The organism is Paraburkholderia sp. A1RI_3L, assembly GCF_048957895.1.
Classification (GTDB): Bacteria; Pseudomonadota; Gammaproteobacteria; order Burkholderiales; family Burkholderiaceae; genus Paraburkholderia; species Paraburkholderia kururiensis.
The window spans coordinates 288,144-307,113 of the sequence record NZ_JARCHA010000001.1; the positions used below are offsets into that span (position 1 = coordinate 288,144).

Sequence of the window (18,970 nt, forward strand, 5' to 3'; positions counted from 1 at the left end):
CGCGAAGTGAACCCAAGCATAGCACGCAACCCCAGCGCGGAATCGAAAAACGACCTGCGTGCAAGGCTGCTGGAAGCGCGTCTTTTGGCCGCTCGCGAACCCGCGCGAGAGAAGGCGTTGAAGCGTCGCCTGTTCGAGATGCTGGAGCGCTACGAGCCCGCTTGCGTGGGCTTCTACTGGCCCGTGAGAGGTGAAGTCGACGCGCGCGATGTCATTGCTACGTGGCTCGCGGTCAAGAGCCATCGCACCGCGGCGTTGCCGGTGATCCGCCATCGCCATGCGCCGCTCGAATTCCACGCGTGGGCACCCGATACGCCGATGCGCGAAGGCCACCACAAGATTCCCGAGCCCGCGTCGAACCGCGTGGTGATTCCCGACCTGCTCTTCGTGCCGTGCGTCGGCTTCGACGACGACGGCTATCGCCTCGGGTACGGAGGCGGCTACTACGACCGCACGCTGGCAGCGTGGCCCGGCGAGTCGCGGCCGGTGACGGTGGGCATCGCGTATGAAAACTGCCGCACGCCCGCCTTCGTGCGCGAGGCGCACGACATTCCGCTCGACGCTATCGTTACTGACGCGGCGTGCTATCCGGCCGCGGCCACCGCCATGACCGACACCGCTGCAGCAACCGGCCACAAAGCCAGCCGTTAACAATCACCGTTAGCAATCATCGAGGCCAACACGCCTCACCCCTTCATCGGAACCCTTCCTCAAAGCGACGCCGCCGCCCGCGCCGCCGTGTCGTAGAGCCCCGAGACGTTGCGCATCAGCTGTGCCGCGTCGCCGATCTGCTCGTTGGTGAGCCCGCTTTCCTTCAACGTGGCGATGAGGCAGCTCTCGCGCACCTCGCGATACTTGAGGCACAGCTCGCGTCCTTCCGGCGTTGCCGAAAAGAACACCTCCTTACCCGACTTCTCGCTTGCCACGTAGCCGCGCGCCATCAGCTTCTTGAGCGCGTAGGTGGCTACGTGCGTGTCTTCGATGTTGAGCACGAAGCAGATGTCCGCGAGCTTCTTGCGGCGCTCGCGATGGCTCACGTGATGCAGCAGCGACACCTCGATCGCGGTCATGTCCTTCACGCCCGCCGCCGACATGCAGCGCACCATCCACCGATTGAAAGCGTTGCCTGCCATGATCAGCGCGTACTCGAACTCCGAGAGTTCAGCGCTTGCTTCAGAAACGAGGTGCTCGGAGGAAACGATTTTCGTGGGATTGCGCGACATGGCGGGTGCCCGGAATGGCGGTTTGGAGTCGTGGCGAGAGTGTACGACGCCGCAGCAGGCGGCGGCCCTGGCAAAAACGCTTATTGATAATTTGTAGATAAATTATTGAGAATGTACGCTACACGACGAATCGGACGATAACGGTCGGACGAACTTCGGCGAGCGCCTTGCAGTTGCGCCCGCCCCTGCGCCGTCCTACCGTTTGAACGGTCGAGCGCACCGAAACCGCAGGCCGACCGCCGTCGTCCACACCGAACCCATGTACTTATGAGCTCACCCCGCATCTATCCGCTCGGCGACAGCGCCCTCGTCTGCGAAGCGCCGCCGCACGCCACGCTGGACGTGCAGCGCCGCGTCTGGGCGGCCGCCGAAGCGGCGCACACGTGGCCGCACGTGCTCGAAGTCGTGCCCGGCATGAACAATCTCACCGTCGTGTTCGACCCGCTCGAAGCAGACGCCGCCCAGCTCGGCGAACAGCTGGCGGCCGCCTGGCACGCCGCGCCGCGCGCGCATGCCGAAGGGCGCGAGGTGGAAATTCCCGTGGAATACGGCGGCGAAGCCGGCCCGGATCTGCGCACGGTTGCCGAGCACACCGGCCTTTCGCCCGAAGACGTGGCACGCCGTCACGCGGCCGGCGACTACGTGGTGTTCTTCCTCGGCTTCCAGCCGGGCTTTGCCTACATGGGCGGACTGGAGGCGGCGCTGCACACTCCCCGCCGCGCCGAGCCGCGCCTCGAAGTGCCTGCGGGCACCATCGGCATTGGTGGCGAGCAGACGGGCATCTATCCGGCCGTCTCGCCGGGCGGCTGGCAACTCATCGGACGCACGCCGCTGCGGCTCTTCGATCCCTCGCGCAACCCGCCCACGCTGCTCCAGCCGGGCGACCGGGTTCGCTTCACCATCGCGGGGATCAGCCTATGATCGAAGTGATCCGCGCGGGGCTTCTGACCACGGTGCAAGACCAGGGCCGCCACGGCTACCGCCACCTCGGCGTGGCGACGGCCGGCGCGCTCGACCGCCTCGCGCTCGAAGTGGGCAACCGGCTGGTGGGCAACCGGCCTCACGCCGCGGCGCTCGAAGTGACCTTCGGCCCGCTCGTGCTGCGCTTTCCGCGCGCCACGCGCGTCGCCATCACGGGCACGGACTTCAGCGCAACGCTCGACGGCAAGCCCGTGTGGTCGTGGTGGAGCCTGCCCGTGCAGGCGGGCCAGGAACTCGCACTGCAGGCGGCGAAGCGCGGCATGCGCGGCTACGTCTGCGTGGCGGGCGGCATCGACGTGCTGCCCATGCTCGGCTCGCGCAGCACCGACCTCGCCGCGCAGTTCGGCGGCCTGGGCGGTCGCGCGCTGAAGGATGGCGACCGCCTGCCGCTTGGGGTGCCCACGCGCACCACGCCCGGCTTCAGCCCGGCGACGCGCGAGTTCGGCGTGGCCGCGCCCGCCTGGTGCAGGTTCGCGCAGGTGGACGAGCCGCACCGGCGCGGCCGGCATCCTTCGGGCCTGCCGTGGGCCGTGCCGGTCCGCGTGCTGCCCGGCCCCGAATACGACGGCTTCACGCGCGAGGCGCAGCAGGCATTCTGGTCGGACGAATGGCTCGTCACGCCCAACAGCAATCGCATGGGCTATCGCCTTGCAGGCACGCAGCTCGCGCGCAGCCGCAAAACCGAGTTGCTCTCGCATGCCGTGCTGCCCGGCACGATCCAGGTGCCGCCGGGCGGCCAGCCCATCGTGCTGATGGGCGACGCGCAGACCACGGGCGGCTACCCGAAGATCGGCTCGGTGATTCGCGCGGACCTCTGGAAACTCGCGCAGGTGCGCCTGAACGGCGGCGTGCGCTTCATCGAAACCACACCCGACGAAGCGCGCGCCGCGCTCGCCGAAGAACACGCGTATCTGCGGCAGATCGATGCCGCAATCGCCATGCACGAAGAACGCTGCACGGCGGGCATCGCCGCGCGCGCAGCGTAAGCAACATGACGGACGCCGACGGCGTCCAGCACCAACAGGACAGGCCATGGAAATCGATTTGAACGCCGATCTCGGCGAAGGCTGCGGCTCCGACGAAGCGCTGCTCGACCTCGTCAGCTCCGCCAACATCGCGTGCGGCTGGCACGCAGGCGGCGCCAATGCCATGCGCGACTGCGTGCGCTGGGCCGTAAAAAAGGGCGTGTCGATCGGCGCGCATCCCAGCTTCAACGACCCGGAGAACTTCGGCCGCAAGGAGATGGACCTGCCTGCCAGTGAAATCTACGCGGGCGTGCTGTACCAGCTCGGCGCGCTCTCGGCGATCGCGCAGGCCGAAGGTGGACGCATCGCCCACGTGAAGCCGCACGGCGCGCTCTACAACCAGGCCGCGCGCGACCCGAAGATCGCCGATGCGATCGTCTCCGCGGTGCACGACTTCGATCCGTCGGTGGCGGTATTCGCGCTCGCGAACAGCGGACTGGTCACGGCCGCGCGCGCCGCCGGTCTCGTTGCCATCGAAGAAGTGTTCGCCGACCGCGGCTACCGCGCCGACGGCTCGCTCGTGCCGCGCTCGCAGCCGGGCGCTCTGCTCGACGACGAAGACGCCGTGCTCGAACGCACGCTGGGCATGATCCGCGAGCAACGCGTGCAATCCGTGGAGGGCGAGTGGGTACCGCTCAATGCACAGACCATCTGCCTGCACGGCGACGGCCCGCACGCGCTCGCGTTCGCGCAGCGCATTCGGGCGGCGCTCGACGCGGCCGGCATCGAAGTGCATGCGGCGGGTGCGGCGCGGGTTTGAAGGGGCTGAGGCGGTTCGGTGCGGTTCGGTGCCGTGAGATGTGCTGAGGCGAAGCGCGGCGACGCGTGAAGCAACGCGCGGGCCGCGCGAGGCACGCGAATGCATCGGGACACATTCGTCACGCAGCCGCATCGAGCGGCAAGCGCCGCAACGGCAATCGGCAGTGGCAACAGGCAGTGGTAATCGGCAGTGGCAATCGGTAGCAACAGCAGCCAGCAGCAACAACCGGCAGCAACCAACAGCATTAGAAAAGCAGCACGCAGCAGCACTAAAAGCATCACCCGCATCAAGCATTACCCCGATGTCCAAGCGGCCGCCCAGAGCCGCGCAGCACCTCAAGAGCCGTCACGCGCCATCCCAAACCGCCACCAGCGGCCAACGAGGCAAGGCGGCCCAATCACACCCCGTTTGGAGATCCTGATGCAGACAACCGTCAGCTTATGGCCGCTCATTGGAGTGGCCGTCATCATCGTTGGCTTCGTATTGCGGTTCAATCCGATGCTGATCGTCGCCGTGGCCGCCATCGCCACCGGCGCCGCGGCGCACTTCCCGCCCGAGAAGATTCTCGCGGCCATCGGTACCGGCTTCATCAAGACGCGCAACATCCCGCTCATCATCCTGCTGCCGCTCGCCGTGATCGGTCTGCTGGAACGCCACGGCCTGCGCGAGCGCGCGCAGATGTGGATTGCCGGCATCAAGGCGGCCACGGCGGGGCGTCTGCTGATCGTCTATCTGCTCGTGCGCGAACTCACGGCGGCCGTCGGTCTGACAGGTCTGGGTGGGCATCCGCAGATGGTGCGTCCGCTGATTGCGCCAATGGCCGAAGGCGCCACCGAAAACCGCTTCGGCAAACTCACCGACGCCGTGCGCCAGCGTCTGCGCGCGTTCTCCGCCGCAACGGACAACGTGGGCCTCTTCTTCGGCGAAGACATCTTCGTCGCGTTCGGCGCCATCGTGCTCATGACCACCTTCCTCAAGGAAGCCGGCGTCTCTGTCGAACCGATGCACGTCGCGGTGTGGGGTATCCCCACGGCAATCTGCGCGTTCCTGATTCACGGCTTCCGGCTGTATCTGCTTGACCGCAAGCTGGAGCGCGAACTCGGCGGCCAGCGCAAGGCGCATGCGAATGCATCCGCCGCAGCCGCCACACCCGCCGCCCACACGAACGCCACCACGGGAGACGAAGCATGACGCTCACCATCAACTATCTGTTCTGGCTGCTGGGCATCGTGCTGCTCGTGATCGGCGGCATGATCGTGACGGACCGCGAGCATCCGCGCCGCTTCACCGCGGGGGGCTTCTGGATTGTCTACGCCGTGATCTTTCTCGTGGGCGACCGCCTGCCGCCCGAAGTGGTGGGCGTGCTCGTGATCGCGATGGCGCTCATTGCCGGCTTCGGCGGCGTGACCGCGGCCAGGCCGAAAGTGCTCTCCGACGAAGTGCGCCGCGCCAGTGCCGTGCGCCTCGGCAACAAGCTCTTCGTGCCCGCGCTCACCATTCCGCTCGTTACCGTGGTGCTGACGCTTTCGGCAAGCCACCTCGTGTTCGGCGGCACGCCGCTCATCGAGGCGAAGAACGTGACGCTGATCGGCTTCGGCGTGGGCTGCGTGATCGCGCTCGGCATTGCCTGCATGCTGACGCGCGACAGCGTGGGCCAGTCGGTGAAGGAAGCGCGGCGTCTCGTGGACGCGCTCTCGTGGGCCGCCGTGCTGCCGCAGATGCTGGGCATGCTGGGCCTCGTGTTCTCGGATGCCGGCGTGGGCAAGGCCGTGGCGCACGTCACCACGTCGTACATCGACATGGACCTGCGCGTGGTCGCCGTGATCGTCTACTGCGTGGGCATGGCGCTCTTCACGGTCATCATGGGCAACGGCTTCGCGGCGTTTCCGGTGATGACGGGCGGCGTCGGCGTGCCGGTGCTGGTGGGCATGTTCCACGCGAACCCGGCCGTGATGGCCGCCATCGGCATGTTCTCGGGCTACTGCGGCACGCTGATGACGCCGATGGCAGCGAACTTCAACATCGTGCCCGCCGCGCTGCTGGAACTGCCGGACAAGAATGCGGTGATCCGCGTGCAGGTGCCCACGGCGCTTGGCATTCTGGCGGCCAACATCGTGCTGCTGAACGTGTTCGGGTTCTGATTCGAGGGACCGGCCGTTTCGGCGGAGTTTCGGCGGAGTTTCGGCGAGCTTCGGCGGCCTTCAGCGGCGTTTCGGCAAGGCTTGAGCCTGATTCAACCCAGGCTCAGCGCGGCTTCAACCCGGCCTCTTCAACCCGGATCGACGACAAACCCGTGCTGGCGCAGCAGCGCCAGCACGCCGCGTTGTCCGCCCAGATGCAGCGCGCCGATCGCCACGAAGAGCGGCCGGTTCGGCGCCGCGATCGCCAGCATGCGGGTCACGAACCGGCGATTGCGCTCGTAGACGATCTTGTTGTCCACGGCGTCGGAGACGCGCCGGTCGCGCGCGAGCCGCTCCGATTTCGCGGCCTGCCAGGCGGCGATCGCATCCGCATCGCCCACGCGCCACAGGCGCAACAGCGTCTGCACGTCCGCCGCGTTCTGCGCGGGCGTCTGCACCAGGTCTTGAGCGAGCATCTCGCGCTGCTGCGCGAGCGTGAGACTCGTGAACGCGCGCATCTGCTCAGCCAGCGTTTCGAGGCCCACGATCTTGCGTCCCTTCAGCTTCAGGAACACGTTCTGCAACTGCGCCTCGGTGCCGTACTCGGTCTGCAGGCCCGCGGAGAGCGAATCGTAAGTCTCCACCAGCAGCGAGGCCAGCCAGGGCCGCATCTTGCGGATCTCGTCGAGCGCGGCGGGGTTGCCGCGCAGACGCATCTCGAGCCGGTGCCACAGAGGCTCGGGCAACAGCCGCGGCAGACACGGCCGCGAACAGACGCCGTATTTCGTGACGTCGTCCTGCGAGACGAGCAGGTCGTCGGGCGAGAGTTCGAGTGCGAGCGTGGGCGACGCCGTGAGCGCGGCGAGGATGCTGGGGCGAAACGGCTGGCCGGGCGGATAGTCGGCGGGATCGCCCACGTGGAGCGTGCCGAGCACATAGATGGTGGTGGTGCCGTGCGTCGCCACGTAGAACGGCATGCGCGCCGGCTGGGTCCGTACGGGACCGCCCGCCACGGTGCCCGACGCGGAACTGAATGCGCCGGGCGGCGGATTGAAGCCCGGCAAGGTGGCGCGCGGCTGATTCGCGGCGCCCGGCGGCGGGACCGGCGGCCTGACGCCGCCCGTGCCCGCGACGGCGCCCCGCCCCGACCCGGCGAGCATCAGCGCCACGAGCAGCGCCGCGCTCACCAGCCTGCGCCCGCGCGCGCGCCGGACGAAGACGCGGCCCGGGAAAACCGAACGCACAGAGACCAAGCGTGAAGCAGCACGCGCGCCGCTTTCACACAAGCGGCGCGTAAAACGACGCGCCGCCGTCGCTTCAGGCATCCGATTCCCCCACCTCCTCTGCACGGTGGCAGGATACCTGACGGCCATCCACTTCGCGAAGCTTCGGCTCCTCCGTGCGGCACCGCTCGATCGCATACGGACAGCGCTGGTGGAACGTGCAGCCCGAGGGCGGATTAAGCGGCGACGGCAACTCGCCCTGCAGCTTGATCTTGATGCGGCGGTCCGCCTCGAAGATGGAGGGCGTGGCCGACATCAGCGAGCGCGTGTACGGATGCCGCGGACGCTCGAACACCGTCTTCTTGTCGCCCAGTTCGGCCACGCCGCCGAAGTACATCACCATCACGTCATCGGCGATGTGCTCCACCACCGAGAGGTTGTGCGAGATGAACACGTAGCTCGTCTTGAACTCGTCCTGCAGGTCCATGAAGAGGTTGAGGATCTGCGCCTGGATGGAGACGTCGAGCGCGGACACCGGCTCGTCGGCCACCACGATCTGCGGGTCGAGAATCATCGCGCGCGCAATCGCCACGCGCTGACGCTGCCCGCCCGAGAACATGTGCGGATAGCGCTTGGCGTGCTCGGGCCGCAGGCCGACGGTACGCATCATGTGCGCGATGCGCTCCGCGCGTTCGGCGGCGCTCGTCTGCGCATTGATGACGAGCGGCTCGGCCAGCGTCTGCTCCACCGTCTTGCGCGGATTGAGCGAGGCAAACGGATTCTGGAACACCATCTGCACGCGGCGGCGCAGTTGGGCGATGGTCGCGTGGTCGGCGCCGGCTACGTCCACGCCGTCGATCACGAGGCGCCCCGAGGTAGGCGGCTCGATCATGGTGAGCTGGCGCGCGAGCGTGGATTTGCCGCAGCCCGATTCGCCCACCACGGCGAGCGTCTTGCCGCGTTCCAGCGCGAACGACACGCCGTTGAGCGCCTTCACCGTGCCATGCCCGAACATGCCGCGCCGCACGGTGTAGTGCTTCGCGAGGTGGTCGGCCACGAGCACGTGGTCGGCGCCCGAAGCGTGGGTGTCGCGCGGAGGCACCTGAGGGACTGCGTTCATCGTGCGCCTCCCGGTTGAGTCGATTGCGTGGAAGACGGAGCGTGCGTCGCGTGCGAAGCACCGCCGCTCGTCACGTTCAGCGGCTTGATGCAGCGCACGCGCGCGAACTCGCCCACGCCCGGCACGGGGTCCAGCGACGGACGCGCCTTCATGCAGTCGTCCACCACGTACTTGCAGCGCGGCGCGAAGAGGCAACCGCGCGGACGGTCGTCGCGGCCCGGCACCATGCCCGGCAGCGCCGCGAGCCGCACCGCGCCCACGTTGTGCTCGGGAATCGCGGCGAGCAGCGCCTCGGTGTACGGATGATGCGGCGCTTCGAAAATATCGGGCACGCGGTTCGTTTCGATGATCTCGCCCGCGTACATCACGGCCACGCGCTGCGCGACTTCGGACACCACCGCGAGGTCGTGCGAAATGAGCACGAGCGCCATGCCGCGTTCCTTCTGCAAGCGCACGAGCAGTTCCATGATCTGCGCCTGGATGGTCACGTCGAGCGCCGTGGTGGGCTCGTCGGCAATCAGCAGCTTCGGGTTGCAGGCCACGGCCATCGCGATCATCACGCGCTGGTTCATGCCGCCCGACATCTGGTGCGGATACGCCGTGATGCGGTTCTTCGCATCGGGAATGCCCACCTGGTCGAGCAGTTCCAGCGCGCGCCGTTCCAGCGCGTCGCCGCGCAGCCCTTCGTGCAGCTTCAGCACCTCCTTGATCTGATAGCCGACGGTGTAGCTCGGGTTCAGGCTCGAGAGCGCGTCCTGAAACACCATCGCCACGTCTTTGCCGATGATCTTGCGCCGCGCTTTCGGCGACGCGTTGAGCAGGTCTTTGCCGTCGAACGTGACTTCGTCGGCGGTGACTTTGCCGGGCGCGTCGATCAGGCCCATCAGCGCCATCATCGTCACGCTCTTGCCTGAGCCCGATTCGCCCACCACGCCCACCACTTCGCCAGGCGCGACCGAAAGATTGATGCGGTCCACCGCCGGCAGGCCGCTGAAATTCACCGCGAGATTGCGGATGGTCAATAGGTCTGCCATGTCAGGCCATCCGTTTGAGTTTGGGGTCCAGTGCGTCGCGCAGCCCGTCGCCGAGCAGATTGATGGCGAGCACCGAAATCAGAATGGACAGGCCGGGCATCGTCACGATCCACCAGGCGCTGTCGATGTAGTCGCGCGCCGAGGCGAGCATCGCGCCCCACTCGGCCGCGGGCGGCTGCACGCCGAGGCCGAGAAAGCCGAGCGCCGCGGCATCCAGAATGGCCGACGAAAAACCGAGCGTGGCCTGCACGATGAGCGGCGCCGTGCAGTTGGGCAGCACCTGCGAGAACATCAGCCGCAGCGTGCCCGCGCCCGCCACGCGCGACGCGGTGACGTACTCCTTCTGCAATTCGCCGAGCGCCGAGGCGCGCGTCAACCGCACGTACCCGGGCAACGCGACGATCGCGATGGCGAGCATCGTGTTCGTGAGCCCCGGACCGATGATCGCAACCACCGCCACCGCGAGCAGCAGCGAAGGCAGCGCGAGCAGGATGTCCATGAGCCGCATGATGGGCGTGTCGGCCCACTTCTCGAAGAACGCGGCCACGAGCCCGAGCACGACGCCCGGAATCAGCGCGAGCACGACCGAAACGCAGCCAATCCAGAACGACAGCCGCGCGCCGTACATGAGACGCGAGAGGATGTCGCGGCCCGCTTCGTCGGTGCCCAGAATGAACTTCCAGTTGCCGCCTTCGAGCCACGCGGGCGGAATCTTCACGAAGTCGCGGTATTGCTCGATGGGACTGTGCGGCGCGATGAGCGGCGCGAAGATCGCGACGAACACGAGCAGCAGCACGATCGCGCCGGCGCCCACGGCCCCGCGGTTGCGCGAGAAGTTGGCCCAGAACTCGCGCGCGGCGAGCGCGCGGCCGCTGGGCGGCGTCACCGCCTGGGGCACGGTGTTTTGAATGTCGGCCATGCGTCAGGCCTCCCTCGGAACGATGCGGGCCGCCTGCACAGGCGCCCGCCGGATACGGTTGGTTGCTTGCACGGCGTTACCTCGTGTGGCGAATGCGCGGATTCAACACGCCGTACAGCAGATCGACGACGAGGTTCACCACGATCACGAGCGTCGCGATGAGCAGAATGCCGCCCTGCACGACGGGATAATCGCGGCGCGAAATCGCGTCGATCAGCCACTTGCCCACGCCGGGCCACGAAAAGAGCGTTTCGGTCAGCACCGCGCCCGCGAGCAGCGTGCCCACCTGCAGACCGATCACCGTGACGACCGGAATGAGCGCATTGCGCAGCGCATGCACCACCACCACGCGCACGGGCGACAGACCCTTGGCGCGCGCCGTGCGGATGTAGTCCTCGCGCAGCACTTCGAGCATGGACGAGCGCGTCATGCGCGCCACCACCGCGAGCGGAATGGTGCCGAGCACGATGGACGGCAGGATCAGATGGCTCACCGCGGAGCGGAACGCACCTTCGTCGGTGGAAAGCAGCGCGTCGATCAGCATGAAGCCCGTGACGTGCGGAATGTCGAACTCCACGGCAATGCGGCCGGACACCGGCGTCCAGCCCAGATTCGACGAGAACACCATGATGAGAATGAGGCCCCACCAGAAGATCGGCATCGAATAGCCGGTGAGCGCCGTGCCCATCACGCCGTGGTCCACCACGGTGCCGCGCCTCAGTGCCGCGAACACGCCGGCAGGCAGGCCCACCACGAGCGCGAACAGCATCGCGCAGATGGACAGTTCGACGGTGGCCGGAAAGCGCGCGAGGAATTCGCTCATCACGCTCGTGTTGGTGACCACGGACGTGCCCAGGTTGCCCTGCAACGCGTGCTCGACGTAATGGAGGTACTGCATGGGCAGCGGCTCGTCGAGCCCCAGGCGATGCATCGCTTCGGCGTGCATCTGCGGGTCGACGCCGCGCTCGCCCATCATCACCTCGATCGGGTCGCCCGGAATCAGGTGGATGAGCGCAAACGCCAGAATGGTGATGCCGATGAAGGTCGGTATCACCATCCCGATGCGGCGCAAGACGAATCGGAACATGGTTCGTTCCCTTGATTGGGGGAGATGAAAACGCAACCGGCGACAAGGGGCTCATGCCCCCGTCGCCGGACCTTTTTCGACCTGTTTTCTAGTTGCTATGCAAACGGTGCGAAAAGCGTAGTGCTTGCGCCTTACTGCACGCCGACACCGTCGAAGCGCGCGTAGCCGAGCGGATCGATGCGCATGTCGGTCACCTTCTTGCTCACGGGCTGATAGACCGTGGAGTGCGCAATGGGCGAGAACGGCAGTTGCTGCGCGAAGATCTGCTGCGCCTGCGTGTAGAGCTTCGTGCGCTCGGCCGGGCTATTCGTTTCGCGGCCCTTTTGCACGAGTTCGTCGAACGGCTTGTAGCACCACCGCGAGAAGTTGTTGCCGTTGATCGCGGAACAGCCCAGCAGCGTGCCGAGCCAGTTGTCGGGGTCGCCGTTGTCGCCCGTCCAGCCGATCAGCATGCTGTCCTGTTCGCCCGCGTGTGCGCGCTTGATGTACTCGCCCCATTCATACGTGACGATCTTCGCCTTCACGCCGATCTTCGCCCAGTCGGCCTGGATCATCTCGCCCATCAGCTTGCCGTTGGGGTTGTACGGACGCTGCACCGGCATGGCCCACAGCGTGATCTCGAAGCCGTTCGGGTAGCCGGCCTTCGCGAGCAGCGCCTTCGCCTTCTCGGGATCGTAGGCGGCGGCCTTCAGGTTCTTGTCGTAGGACCACTGCGTGGGCGGCATCGGGTTCGTGGCCGCCTGGCCGGCGCCCTGGTAGACCGAATCGATGATCGCCTTCTTGTTGATCGCCATGTCCAGCGCCTCGCGCACTTCCACCTTGTCGAGCGGCTTGTGCTCGACGTTGTAGGCGAGGTAGCCCAAGTTGAAGCCCGGCTGCGACGGCATCGCGATGCCCGACTCGGCCTTCAGCGGCGCGATGTCGGCGGGGCGCGGATAGCTCATCACCTGGCATTCGTTGCGCTTGAGCTTCTGCACGCGCACGCTCGCGTCGGGCGTAATCGAGAAGATCAGCTTCGAGATCTTCACCGCGCCCGGCTTCCAGTAGTCGGGGTTGCCGTCGAAGCGGATGGTCGCGTCCTTCGTGTAGCTGCGGAAGATAAACGGACCCGTGCCCACCGGATACTGGTTGATGTCCGCGGCCTTGCCGGCCTTGAGCAGCTGGTCACCGTATTCGGCCGAGAGGATCGAGGCGAATTCCATCGCCAGATTCTGGATGAACGGCGCGTTCACCTCGTTGAGCGTGAAGCGCACCGTGTACGGGTCAACCTTCTCGACCTTCGCGATCAGCTTGTCGAGGCCCATGTCGGTGAAGTACGGGAACTGCACCGGGTAGGCCTTGTGGAACGGCTGGTTCGGATCGAGCATGCGCTCGAAGGTGAAGACAACGTCGTCGGCGTTGAATTCGCGCGTCGGCTTGAAGAACGACGTGGTCTGGAACTTCACGCCCTTGCGCAGGTGGAACGTGTAGGTCTTGCCGTCCGGCGAGACGTCCCATTTTTCGGCGAGGCCCGGCTCGACCTTCGTGCCGCCGCGCTCGAATTCCACGAGACGGTTGTAGACGGTGAAGGTGTTCGCCGTGAAGTCGACGCCCGTGGTGTACTGCGCCGGATCGAAGCCCGCGGGACTGCCTTCTGAGCAGTAGACGAGGGTCTTGTTGGGAATATCGGCGGCGTTCGCCAGTTGGGCGCCTGCCATCGATGCCGCTGCGACGGTTGCCAGCATGGTGAGCCGCGCCGTGCGCAACAGGTTGTTTTGCTTCATGTTTCCTCCAGGATCGGAGCCGGCCGGAGCCAGCGTAGCGCGATATTACTGACCTTCGCCGCCCGTCACAAGCAGACGAAAATCCGCATGGCGGGGCTGCAACAAGGCGTTTTGCCGCGTGTCGCGGCCAGCGGAGAACGATGCGGGAAAGTGCCGCGGAGGAATCCGGCTGCGGCAGGCCGTGCCGCGAAAGCACGATGGAGCCGAGGGGACAACAAAAAGCGTCCGCCGCAGGCAGACGAGGAACGGGCACCCGCCGTGCGGCGGGTGCCCGATGAAGCGATTACAGACCCAGCCGCTCGCAGATCGCCTTGCTGGCGGTCGCGGCGTTGAGCGTATAGAAATGCAGGCCGGGCACGCCCGCATCCACGAGGCGCCGACACAGGTCCGTCACCACGTCGAGACCGAACGCGCGAATCGCTTCGCGGTCGTCGCCGAAGCTTTCCAGACGCCGCGCCACCCAGCGCGGAATCTCGGCGCCGCACATTTCCGAAAAACGCGTGAGCTGCGAGAAGTTCGTGATGGGCATGATGCCGGGCACGATGGGCACGTCCACGCCGAGCTTGCGCACATCGTCCACGAAACGGAAATAGGCGTCCGCGTTGTAGAAGTACTGCGTGATCGCCGAATTCGCGCCGGCCTTCACCTTGTGCGCGAAATTTTCCATGTCCTTGCGCGGCGAGCGCGACTGCGGATGGTATTCGGGATACGCGGCCACTTCGATGCGGAACCAGTCGCCGGTTTCGTTGCGGATGAAGCTCACCAGCTCGGAGGCATAGCGCAGCTCGCCCACTTCGCCCATGCCCGAAGGCAGGTCGCCGCGCAGCGCCACGATGTGACGGATGCCGCTTTCGCGGTAGCGGTTGAGAATGGCGCGCAGGCTCTCTTTCGAAGAGCCGATGCACGACAGGTGCGGGGCGGCTTCAATGCCGTCCTTCGCAATGTCGAGCACGGTGTCGAGCGTGCCCTGCTGCGTGGAGCCGCCCGCGCCGAACGTCACGGAGACGAATTTCGGCTTCAGCGGCGCAAGCTGCGCGCGCGTGGCGCGCAGCTTTTCCACGCCTTCCTGCGTCTTCGGCGGGAAGAATTCAAATGAAAGTTCGATCGGGTTCATGGCGGAAAACAGGCATCAGCCGAGGCTGCGATTGCCGAAAACGAGCGCCGAGAGCAACCACGAAATGATGCTGTAGAGAATCGAGCCGAAGAACGCGGACCAGAACCCCGAGACCTCGAAACCCTTCAACAGCGACGCCGCGAGCCAGAAGCACAGCGCATTCACGACGAGGATGAAGAGGCCGAGCGTCAGGATGGTGACGGGCAGCGTGAGCAGGATCAGCACCGGACGCAGCAGCGCGTTGATGAGGCCCAGCACGATCGCGACGATCAGCGCCGTGCCGAAGCTGCGGATATGAATCGACGGCACGAGCCACGTAATGATCAGCAGCGCGAGCGCGTTGATCAGCCAGGTCAGCAGCACGGTCATGGAAGGCTCCTTACGCTTGTTGCCTTGTTGCGTCGTTATCGTGATCGCGCTCGAGAGGCGATGGGCGCGCGATCAGGGTTCGGTTGGAGGCTCGCCGCGCGTCCGTGCGGGCCGCGCGCAGGCGGGCCGCACGGAACACGCCGCACGGGACTTAGTAGCGGTAGTGGTTCGGCTTGAACGGACCGGTCTTCTCGACGCCGATGTACTTCGCCTGGTCGTCGGAAAGCTCGGTGAGGTGCGCACCGATACGCGCCAGATGCAGGCGCGCCACCTTCTCGTCCAGATGCTTCGGCAGCACGTAGACCTTGTTCCCGTACTCGGCACCGCGCGTGAACAGTTCGATCTGCGCGAGCGTCTGGTTCGTGAACGAGTTCGACATCACGAACGACGGGTGGCCCGTCGCGCAGCCCAGGTTCACGAGGCGGCCTTCGGCCAGCAGAATCACGCGCTTGCCGTCCGGGAAGATGATGTGATCGACCTGCGGCTTGATGTTTTCCCACTGGTACTGGCGCGTGGAAGCAACGTCGATTTCCGAGTCGAAGTGGCCGATGTTGCAGACGATCGCGTTATGGCGCATCGCCTTCATGTGGTCGTGGTTGATGACGTGGTAGTTGCCGGTGGCGGTGACGAAGATGTCGGCCTTGTCGGCGGCGTATTCCATCGTCACGACGCGGTAGCCTTCCATCGCGGCCTGCAGCGCGCAGATCGGATCGATTTCCGTGACCCACACCGTGGCGCCCAGTCCGCGCAGCGATTGCGCGCAGCCCTTGCCCACGTCGCCGTAGCCCGCGACCACGGCGATCTTGCCGGCGATCATCACGTCCGTTGCGCGCTTGATGCCGTCCACGAGCGACTCGCGGCAGCCGTACAGGTTGTCGAACTTCGACTTGGTGACCGAGTCGTTGACGTTGATGGCCGGGAACGGCAGACGGCCTTCCTTCTCCATCTGGTACAGGCGGTGCACGCCGGTCGTGGTCTCTTCGGTCACGCCCTTGATCTGCGCGAGGCGCGTGGAGTACCACGTCGCATCGGCGTCGAGGTGCCGCGCAATCGCCTTGTACAGCGCGACTTCTTCCTCGTTGGTGGGCGTGGCGATGACCGAACGGTCCTTCTCGGCCTTCGAGCCCAGAATCAGCAGCAGCGTGGCATCGCCGCCGTCATCCAGGATCATGTTGGCGAACTCGCCGTTCGGCCATTCGAAGATGCGGTGCGTGAACTCCCAGTATTCGTCGAGCGATTCGCCCTTGAACGCGAACACCGGCGTGCCGCCTTCGGCGATGGCCGCGGCGGCGTGATCCTGGGTCGAGAAGATGTTGCACGAGGCCCAGCGCACGTCGGCGCCCAGTGCCTTGAGCGTCTCGATCAGCACGCCGGTCTGGATGGTCATGTGCAGCGAGCCCGCAATGCGCGCGCCCTTCAGCGGCTGCTGCGCCTTGTACTCGTCGCGAATCTGCACGAGGCCGGGCATTTCGGTCTCGGCAATGTTGAGTTCCTTGCGGCCCCACGCGGCAAGCGAGAGGTCGGCAACGAGGTAATCCTGGGACGGGTTCGATTCGAAAACTGCGGCGTTCATCACGCCCTCCTTTCTAAAAAGACTAGAAATTAATGACGTGAGCGCCGTTCGATGCGGCTTCCTGCCCGCGCGCGAAACGCGCTGCATATGGAAAGGAAGACCGGATTGAAAGCCTCCGAGCCTGGCGGGCCGTGAATACCATCAGGGGGATGGCAGGTCCGTCGCAGCGCTCCTCGGAGACAAGGCGCGATTGTAGCAAATGTTTGACGGCGCGAAAGCGAGAAACGGTGGACGTAAGCGGTGGGCGTAAGCGCGCCGGGAGCGGTACCAGACGCGGATGTGAAGGGTCAGATGGGCAGCAGTTCGAGCAGCGGCACGAGCAGCACCATCGTCACGCCCGCGATCATCATCGTGAGGCTCGCCACCACGCCTTCCTCGCTGCCCAATTCGCGCGCCTTCGCCGTGCCCACACCATGCGCGGCCGCGCCGAACAGCGCGCCGCGCGCAAGGCGCGTTCTGAGCGGCACGAGCGCCAGCACGAGTTCGCCGAACAGCATCCCGCAGACGCCCGTGGCGATCACGAAGAGCGCGGTCAGATCCTTCGGCGCGTGAATCTTGTCGGACACAGCGAGCGCAAACGGCGTGGAGACCGAGCGCGTCATCAGACTGCGCTGCAGTTCGGGCGACAGATGCAGCAGCTTCGCGAGCGTAAGCGACCCGCCCACCGCCACGACGATTCCCACCGTCACGCCCACCGCGAGTGAAATCCAGTGGCGCTTCAACAGTTCGCGGTACTCGTAGATCGGCACGGCGAACGCCACCGTGGCGGGGCCCAGCAGCCACATCAGCCAGCGCGTGTCCTGAAAGTACACGGGGTAAGGAATGTGCAGCACCAGCACGATGGCGGCAAGCACGGCCGGCACCGTGAGGAGCGGCGTGAGCCACGGCTTCGGAAAGCGCGCGTAGAGCCACTTCGAAGCGAAATAGAGCACCACCGTCAGCACGAAGCAGCCCGCCGCGATGAGCCGCGAGGCGTCGTCCGCGAAAAGGGAGGCGTAGAACGTGCCCGAAAGGGTGCTCATGAGTCAGTCCTTGCTTACCGCGCCATATCGATTCGGACCCGCCCGCTCAGACGCGGGCCACGGCGCGCGCCGTGAGCACGCGCCGCAGCGCGAGGCGCCGTTCGAAGCGCGCGGCCAGATCCACTGCGACGGCCACTGCCACCATCACCATCAGCGTGCCCGCCATCACCACGAGCGCGAGGCGCCAGCCGTCCTCGCGAAAGAGCCCGCCGTACTGGACGGCAGCCACCGCGGCTGGAATGAAGAACAGCAGCATGTCGCCGAGCAGCCAGTCCGCGCCCGCCTTCACCCAGCGCGGCGCGATACCGCCGGAGAACAGCAGCGCGAGCAGCACGACGAGGCCCACCACGCCGCCAGGCACCGGCAGGTCAAGCGCGCGCACCGTGAAATCAGCCGCGAACCACATGCCCGCCAGCGCGGCCGACTGCACGGCGATGCGCGCGACGCGCATCAAGCCAGCCGAACGCGCCGGGGAGACAACAGCGGAGAAACGGTGAGCAGTCATGGCAAACCCTTAGTGACTTCGTATGCGAACGAGTATAGGTTGCGACGCAGCATAAATATAATGACTTAGAATCATCCAAATCATTCCAAACTGGAATTCCGGAGCCTCTCATCGTGGAACTGCGTGCCCTTCGCTACTTCGTCGAGGTTGTCCGCCAGCAAAGCTTCACGGCCGCCGCGGAACTCATGTTCGTGACGCAGCCCACCATCAGCAAAATGGTGAAGTCGCTGGAGGACGAGATCGGCTCGCCGCTGCTCCTGCGCGACGGCCGCCAGATGGTGCTCACCGACGCCGGCCGCATCGTCTACCAGCGCGGCCAGGACGTGCTCGCCGCGCACGCGCAGCTTCAGGCCGAACTCAAGGACCTGGGCACGCTGGGGCGCGGCCAGCTCACCATCGGCATTCCGCCAATGGGCGGCTCGCTCTTCACGCCCGCCATCGCGGCATTCCGGCAGCGTTACCCGAAGGTGGAACTGAAACTGTTCGAACAGGGCTCGCGCGCCATCGAGGCCGCGCTGATGGCCGGTGAGCTGGAACTGGGCGGCGTGCTGCAACCCGTGAACCCCGAAGTCTTCGACGTGCTGCCGCTCACCCGCGAACTGCTCTGGCTCGTGGCGCGCCGCGGCTCGCGCTGGGACGACGCGCAGGCGGTGCCGCTGGCCGATCTGGCGGGCGAGTCGTTCGTGTTCTACGGCGAGAGCCTCGCGCTCAACGACGTCGTGCTGAACGCGTGCGCCAAGGCGGGCTTCACGCCGGCCATCGTCGGACGCAGCGGGCATTGGGACTTCATGGCCGCGCTCGTGCTGGCGGGCGTGGGCGTGGCGCTGCTGCCGGCGCCTTACTGCCGGCGGCTGGACGCCACGCGCTTCACGTGCCTGCCCGTCACCGACCCGCAGATTCCCTGGGACATGGCCGTGGGCTGGCGGCGCAACGGCTATCTATCGAATGCGGCGCGCGCCTGGCTCGACGTGGCGCGCGAAACGCTGCCCGGCGTGGCGGGCAGCGACTTCATGCAGATTCACGGACTGGACCCGACGGGCAGCATCGCGGGAGGCTGACTCGGGCGTCTGGCTTGGGCGTCTGACTCCAACGCTTAACCCGGATGCCTGACCCAGACCCCCGAGCCAAGCGC

19 protein-coding genes and 1 riboswitch are annotated in these 18,970 nt (G+C 66.3%); of the genes, 7 read left to right on the forward strand and 12 right to left on the reverse strand.

Annotation, left to right across the window (positions count from 1 at the left end; translation table 11 throughout):
- Positions 1-6: 6 nt before the first annotated feature.
- Positions 7-651, forward strand: coding sequence for a 5-formyltetrahydrofolate cyclo-ligase (locus tag PXJ20_RS01410; RefSeq protein ID WP_421029999.1), 645 nt, complete (start codon positions 7-9; stop codon positions 649-651).
- A gap of 59 nt (positions 652-710) precedes the next feature.
- On the opposite strand, the gene PXJ20_RS01415 is transcribed toward PXJ20_RS01410, so the two are convergent.
- Positions 711-1,223, reverse strand: coding sequence for a winged helix DNA-binding protein (locus tag PXJ20_RS01415; protein WP_017772085.1), 513 nt, complete (start codon positions 1,221-1,223; stop codon positions 711-713).
- A gap of 267 nt (positions 1,224-1,490) precedes the next feature.
- Here PXJ20_RS01415 and pxpB point away from each other — a divergent pair, with 267 nt between their 5' ends.
- From pxpB to PXJ20_RS01440, 5 genes are all read left to right on the forward strand, one after another.
- The gene (pxpB, locus tag PXJ20_RS01420) at positions 1,491-2,144 is read left to right on the forward strand and encodes a 5-oxoprolinase subunit PxpB (protein ID WP_421030000.1); all 654 of its coding nucleotides are present in this window, start codon (positions 1,491-1,493) and stop codon (positions 2,142-2,144) included.
- Positions 2,141-3,190, forward strand: coding sequence for a biotin-dependent carboxyltransferase family protein (locus tag PXJ20_RS01425; RefSeq protein ID WP_421030001.1), 1,050 nt, complete (start codon positions 2,141-2,143; stop codon positions 3,188-3,190). Before pxpB ends, PXJ20_RS01425 begins: the two co-directional genes overlap by 4 nt.
- Positions 3,191-3,236: 46 nt before the next feature.
- Positions 3,237-3,989, forward strand: a complete 753-nt coding sequence (gene pxpA, locus PXJ20_RS01430; protein WP_017772088.1) for a 5-oxoprolinase subunit PxpA — start codon at positions 3,237-3,239, stop codon at positions 3,987-3,989.
- 420 nt (positions 3,990-4,409) lie between these two features.
- The gene (locus PXJ20_RS01435; protein ID WP_277596992.1) at positions 4,410-5,180 is read left to right on the forward strand and encodes a DUF969 domain-containing protein; all 771 of its coding nucleotides are present in this window, start codon (positions 4,410-4,412) and stop codon (positions 5,178-5,180) included.
- Positions 5,177-6,130, forward strand: coding sequence for a DUF979 domain-containing protein (locus PXJ20_RS01440; RefSeq protein ID WP_421030002.1), 954 nt, complete (start codon positions 5,177-5,179; stop codon positions 6,128-6,130). The genes PXJ20_RS01435 and PXJ20_RS01440 overlap by 4 nt, the downstream gene beginning before the upstream one ends.
- Before the next feature lie 128 nt (positions 6,131-6,258).
- Here the strand turns inward: PXJ20_RS01440 and PXJ20_RS01445 are convergent, their stop codons facing one another.
- The 11 genes from PXJ20_RS01445 to PXJ20_RS01495 form a co-directional block, all read right to left on the reverse strand.
- On the reverse strand, positions 6,259-7,434 hold the full coding sequence (locus PXJ20_RS01445; RefSeq protein WP_421030003.1) for a TraB/GumN family protein: 1,176 nt from the start codon (positions 7,432-7,434) through the stop codon (positions 6,259-6,261).
- On the reverse strand, positions 7,427-8,452 hold the full coding sequence (locus PXJ20_RS01450; RefSeq protein WP_421030004.1) for a peptide ABC transporter ATP-binding protein: 1,026 nt from the start codon (positions 8,450-8,452) through the stop codon (positions 7,427-7,429). Before PXJ20_RS01450 ends, PXJ20_RS01445 begins: the two co-directional genes overlap by 8 nt.
- Positions 8,449-9,486 carry an ABC transporter ATP-binding protein gene (locus tag PXJ20_RS01455; protein ID WP_421030005.1) on the reverse strand — a complete coding sequence of 346 codons (1,038 nt, stop codon included), beginning with the start codon at positions 9,484-9,486 and terminating at the stop codon, positions 8,449-8,451. The genes PXJ20_RS01450 and PXJ20_RS01455 overlap by 4 nt, the downstream gene beginning before the upstream one ends.
- Before the next feature lies 1 nt (position 9,487).
- On the reverse strand, positions 9,488-10,405 hold the full coding sequence (locus PXJ20_RS01460; protein WP_126878156.1) for an ABC transporter permease subunit: 918 nt from the start codon (positions 10,403-10,405) through the stop codon (positions 9,488-9,490).
- 76 nt (positions 10,406-10,481) lie between these two features.
- Positions 10,482-11,492, reverse strand: coding sequence for an ABC transporter permease subunit (locus PXJ20_RS01465; protein WP_421030006.1), 1,011 nt, complete (start codon positions 11,490-11,492; stop codon positions 10,482-10,484).
- A gap of 131 nt (positions 11,493-11,623) precedes the next feature.
- Positions 11,624-13,255 (reverse strand): ABC transporter substrate-binding protein, encoded by a 1,632-nt coding sequence (locus PXJ20_RS01470; protein WP_421030007.1) that lies wholly within the window; start codon positions 13,253-13,255, stop codon positions 11,624-11,626.
- Between the two features lie 283 nt (positions 13,256-13,538).
- Entirely contained in the window at positions 13,539-14,369 is an 831-nt protein-coding gene (gene metF / locus PXJ20_RS01475) for a methylenetetrahydrofolate reductase [NAD(P)H] (RefSeq protein WP_017772097.1), read from the reverse strand.
- 15 nt (positions 14,370-14,384) lie between these two features.
- The gene (locus PXJ20_RS01480) at positions 14,385-14,738 is read right to left on the reverse strand and encodes a phage holin family protein (protein ID WP_017772098.1); all 354 of its coding nucleotides are present in this window, start codon (positions 14,736-14,738) and stop codon (positions 14,385-14,387) included.
- 151 nt (positions 14,739-14,889) lie between these two features.
- A complete protein-coding gene (gene ahcY / locus PXJ20_RS01485) occupies positions 14,890-16,311 on the reverse strand; it encodes an adenosylhomocysteinase (RefSeq protein WP_017772099.1) in 1,422 nt (473 codons plus the stop codon).
- Positions 16,312-16,343: 32 nt separating this feature from the next.
- Positions 16,344-16,492: riboswitch (S-adenosyl-L-homocysteine riboswitch) on the reverse strand.
- Positions 16,493-16,598: 106 nt separating this feature from the next.
- The gene (locus PXJ20_RS01490; RefSeq protein WP_017772100.1) at positions 16,599-17,333 is read right to left on the reverse strand and encodes an LrgB family protein; all 735 of its coding nucleotides are present in this window, start codon (positions 17,331-17,333) and stop codon (positions 16,599-16,601) included.
- Positions 17,334-17,379: 46 nt separating this feature from the next.
- The gene (locus PXJ20_RS01495; RefSeq protein ID WP_026120904.1) at positions 17,380-17,838 is read right to left on the reverse strand and encodes a CidA/LrgA family protein; all 459 of its coding nucleotides are present in this window, start codon (positions 17,836-17,838) and stop codon (positions 17,380-17,382) included.
- Between the two features lie 113 nt (positions 17,839-17,951).
- On the opposite strand from PXJ20_RS01495, the gene PXJ20_RS01500 reads away from it, so the two are divergent.
- The gene (locus PXJ20_RS01500) at positions 17,952-18,896 is read left to right on the forward strand and encodes a LysR family transcriptional regulator (RefSeq protein WP_126878153.1); all 945 of its coding nucleotides are present in this window, start codon (positions 17,952-17,954) and stop codon (positions 18,894-18,896) included.
- The last annotated feature ends 74 nt before the right edge of the window (positions 18,897-18,970 follow it).

What these genes read in the sequence shown, in the direction of transcription:
- PXJ20_RS01445 (WP_421030003.1), bottom strand. Translation starts at nt 7,434, where the DNA reads ATGCCTGAAGCGACGGCGGCGCGTCGTTTTACGCGCCGCTTGTGTGAA.
- PXJ20_RS01490 (WP_017772100.1), bottom strand. Translation starts at nt 17,333, where the DNA reads ATGAGCACCCTTTCGGGCACGTTCTACGCCTCCCTTTTCGCGGACGAC.
- ahcY (WP_017772099.1), bottom strand. Translation starts at nt 16,311, where the DNA reads ATGAACGCCGCAGTTTTCGAATCGAACCCGTCCCAGGATTACCTCGTT.
- PXJ20_RS01495 (WP_026120904.1), bottom strand. Translation starts at nt 17,838, where the DNA reads ATGACTGCTCACCGTTTCTCCGCTGTTGTCTCCCCGGCGCGTTCGGCT.
- PXJ20_RS01480 (WP_017772098.1), bottom strand. Translation starts at nt 14,738, where the DNA reads ATGACCGTGCTGCTGACCTGGCTGATCAACGCGCTCGCGCTGCTGATC.
- PXJ20_RS01465 (WP_421030006.1), bottom strand. Translation starts at nt 11,492, where the DNA reads ATGTTCCGATTCGTCTTGCGCCGCATCGGGATGGTGATACCGACCTTC.
- PXJ20_RS01455 (WP_421030005.1), bottom strand. Translation starts at nt 9,486, where the DNA reads ATGGCAGACCTATTGACCATCCGCAATCTCGCGGTGAATTTCAGCGGC.
- PXJ20_RS01435 (WP_277596992.1), top strand. Translation starts at nt 4,410, where the DNA reads ATGCAGACAACCGTCAGCTTATGGCCGCTCATTGGAGTGGCCGTCATC.
- PXJ20_RS01470 (WP_421030007.1), bottom strand. Translation starts at nt 13,255, where the DNA reads ATGAAGCAAAACAACCTGTTGCGCACGGCGCGGCTCACCATGCTGGCA.
- PXJ20_RS01425 (WP_421030001.1), top strand. Translation starts at nt 2,141, where the DNA reads ATGATCGAAGTGATCCGCGCGGGGCTTCTGACCACGGTGCAAGACCAG.
- pxpB (WP_421030000.1), top strand. Translation starts at nt 1,491, where the DNA reads ATGAGCTCACCCCGCATCTATCCGCTCGGCGACAGCGCCCTCGTCTGC.
- metF (WP_017772097.1), bottom strand. Translation starts at nt 14,369, where the DNA reads ATGAACCCGATCGAACTTTCATTTGAATTCTTCCCGCCGAAGACGCAG.
- PXJ20_RS01450 (WP_421030004.1), bottom strand. Translation starts at nt 8,452, where the DNA reads ATGAACGCAGTCCCTCAGGTGCCTCCGCGCGACACCCACGCTTCGGGC.
- PXJ20_RS01415 (WP_017772085.1), bottom strand. Translation starts at nt 1,223, where the DNA reads ATGTCGCGCAATCCCACGAAAATCGTTTCCTCCGAGCACCTCGTTTCT.
- PXJ20_RS01460 (WP_126878156.1), bottom strand. Translation starts at nt 10,405, where the DNA reads ATGGCCGACATTCAAAACACCGTGCCCCAGGCGGTGACGCCGCCCAGC.
- PXJ20_RS01440 (WP_421030002.1), top strand. Translation starts at nt 5,177, where the DNA reads ATGACGCTCACCATCAACTATCTGTTCTGGCTGCTGGGCATCGTGCTG.
- pxpA (WP_017772088.1), top strand. Translation starts at nt 3,237, where the DNA reads ATGGAAATCGATTTGAACGCCGATCTCGGCGAAGGCTGCGGCTCCGAC.